This is a genomic window from Thermomonospora sp. CIF 1, from assembly GCF_001896795.1.
GTDB classification, from domain to species: Bacteria; Actinomycetota; Actinomycetes; order Streptosporangiales; family Streptosporangiaceae; genus Thermomonospora; species Thermomonospora curvata.
The window spans coordinates 407,291-409,398 of sequence record NZ_MOYN02000018.1 but is presented as its reverse complement, the minus strand read 5'-3'; the positions used below and the strand labels follow the sequence as shown (position 1 = coordinate 409,398).

The following is a 2,108-nucleotide window of genomic DNA, read 5'->3' as shown; positions in this document are numbered from 1 at the left end:
CCATGTCGGCCTCCAAGCGATGGTTTTCTGCCAGCCCTGCTTGACGACGGGGATGTATGTGCCGCTGAGGTTGCCGGTGCAGGACCTTGATCCGGGGCCGGATGCCCATCACGGGGACCTTGCCGGGATGCTGCCCGGTCAGCACCATCGACGCCTGCAGAGCTCGCACGGGGGTGCCCCCATACCGGCCGCCGGCTCCCCGTAGACCTTGGTCGTCATAGGCCTTTTGCGCAGAGCGGCTCGGTCCAGGCCGCTGAGGAGCGCCCCAGGGAGGGCGTACGCCTCGGGGACGCACCCCTCGACGTAGATGCCAACTCGCAGCGGCTGTTCGTTTTCGCCCGGGAGCTTGCCGATCCACTTGCCGATGCTGTCGCCGGCCGTGCCGCCGATGGCATTCAGCACGGTCAGCGTGAGCGTCAGGGCCAGGGAACCGATCCAGACCACCGGGCGGCGGAGGAACGCCCGCCACCGGGCGGACTCCCTCGGTTCAGGCGGCTGCGGTCGACCGGGTCGTGGACCCTGCGGTAGGCCATGGACCGTCATCCCTTCTGCCCGCTTCGCCGCAGCCGGGCGGCCACGGCCCGTGCCAGTCGATCGGCGACCGGGACCGCTGAGAACCCCCACCGCCGCGATCACCCGTCCGCATCGCAGCAGAAAACACTCGGCGTCGGGGGCGCCGGTGTCGGAAGAGGCAGCCGCCGTACCGGATCGCCTCGTCCGCGATGCCTGGGACGGGGAATCCGCGGTTAGGGATTCCGCGGTGGCAGGGGAGGGCGGCGGAGAAGAGTTCGCAGGCTTCGGGGACCGAACGGGCCACCCGGTTGACCGACACCGTCACGATCGGAGACCGCTCCCCCCGTGTAGATGCCGCAGCCGACGGCGATGGGCATCGGTGTGTCGGCCACCGGGCTCGGCACGCTGTGGCGCGTGTGGGAACCGGGCAGGACCGCCTTCAGCTCGGCGACGGACGGCAGGCCGCAGGGATCCGGCCAGTCGGTGACGGCGGCTCCGCCCAACGCGGTGGACCCCGTGCCACCGGGGCCACGCGGTAGGCTCGCCCTGCTGTCCGGTCAGCCCAGGGGCTGGGCCTCAAAGGCTTCCCCGTCTTCGGAAACGGCCTTCACCGCGGGACCTATTTCGGGTATGTGTATGTAGGTTCGGCGGCCGTTCCGTACACCGATCCCTATCGGGAAGGCGGCCATCAGCGGCTCGGGCCCTTGCGCGTCCTTTCGCGGCCGGAAAGCCAGTGGCCCAAAGCGGCGTCTTCACCGGCGGCGGGGCGAAGGGAGGTCCCTTGTGACGTGCCTGCTGAGGTGGAGCGGTGAGTGCTGCTTTTGCGGGCGGAAGGTGCTGGGCCTGCACGGGCAGGACGGCAACCTGCCGTTCTACTTCCTCGATGGCGGCGGGGCGGACGCCGACCTGGTGCAGGCGGAGCTCGGCGGTTCCTGCCGTTTCGCGTGCCTGGCCGCATCGGAGGTGGCCGAGCGCTGGAGGGACCGTTTCGAGGCGGCGTGGTCGCGGTATTCGAGGCGGGAGTACTTCCGCGCCGGGCCGGCAGGGTTCGCCTACTGGCTGCTGCATCTGCGGGAGTACCGGCTGCTGGGCGCGGACGGCTGGCACGCGGTGGTCGGCCTGCACCCTTTCCGCATCGCCGTGCGGGAAGACGACCGGTACCGGATGCGGATCCGGCACCTGCTGGGGGCCGCCGATGCGGTGGCGCTGCGGGAGTGGCTCTCCCCTTACACCGCCGGGGGAGCGGAATCTGTGCCCCTTATGCGGGTGGTCGCGGACCTGGAGGTTGCAGACCGGTTGTATTGCCCGTCTGCGCTGCGGGACGGCTATATCGATCTGACCGGGCTGCATGCCGGTGCGGTGGAAGGGCGGCGCTCCGGGCACCGGGTCAAAAAGCGCGACCAGGTCTATGCCCACTACGACCTCGTGGTCCCGGCGGACCTGTATGAGCTGGCCTGGTCGATCTTCAAGAACCGCCCTCCCGTCGTCCGGCGATGACCTGCGGCGCGGCCCCGCCGGCGCTCCGGACGCCGCGCCGGGGTTTCACGCGGGCCGTGTCCGCTGTCAGGGGTAGAAGTGCGTGAACGAGAGGTGCC

1 protein-coding gene is annotated in these 2,108 nt (G+C 70.4%); it reads left to right on the top strand.

What is annotated here, in order from left to right:
• Positions 1 to 1,296: 1,296 nt before the first annotated feature.
• Positions 1,297 to 2,010, top strand: a complete 714-nt coding sequence (locus BUE48_RS12585; RefSeq protein WP_286989868.1) for a hypothetical protein — start codon at positions 1,297 to 1,299, stop codon at positions 2,008 to 2,010.
• The last annotated feature ends 98 nt before the right edge of the window (positions 2,011 to 2,108 follow it).